Origin of the sequence: Haloferax sp. Atlit-109R (assembly GCF_003665865.1) — an archaeon.
In the GTDB taxonomy this organism is placed as follows: domain Archaea; phylum Halobacteriota; class Halobacteria; order Halobacteriales; family Haloferacaceae; genus Haloferax; species Haloferax volcanii.
Genome location: NZ_QPLO01000046.1, coordinates 1 through 433 on the forward strand (window position 1 = coordinate 1; position 433 = coordinate 433).

General features: G+C 63.7%; 1 protein-coding gene. It reads left to right on the top strand.

Annotated elements, in window-relative coordinates:
* The coding region (locus DVK03_RS19600) for a malic enzyme-like NAD(P)-binding protein (protein ID WP_304999840.1) at positions 1–433 on the top strand (433 nt) is incomplete at both ends.

Here is a 433-nt window from a genome sequence, read left to right on the forward strand (position 1 = left end):
ATGCCCGTCTTCCACGACGACCAACACGGCACGGCCATCATCTCCGGAGCGGCGCTCTTGAACGCCGTCGATATCGCCGACAAAGACCGCTCCTCGCTACAGGTCACTTTCGCGGGTGCGGGCGCGGCAGCGACGGCGACAGCCCGGTTCTACGTTTCGCTCGGCATCCCCCGCGAGAACATCACGATGTGCGACATCGACGGAATTCTCTCGGAGCGTCGCGCCGACGCAGGCGACCTCAACGAGTACACCGAACCCTTCGCCCGCGGCGTCGACGACGGCGAACTCGAAGATGCGATGGAAGGTGCGGACGTGTTCGTCGGTCTCTCTGTGGGCGGCATCGTGAGTCAGGACATGGTCCGGTCGATGGCCGACAATCCCATCATCTTCGCGATGGCGAACCCGGACCCCGAGATTACCTACGAGGATGCCA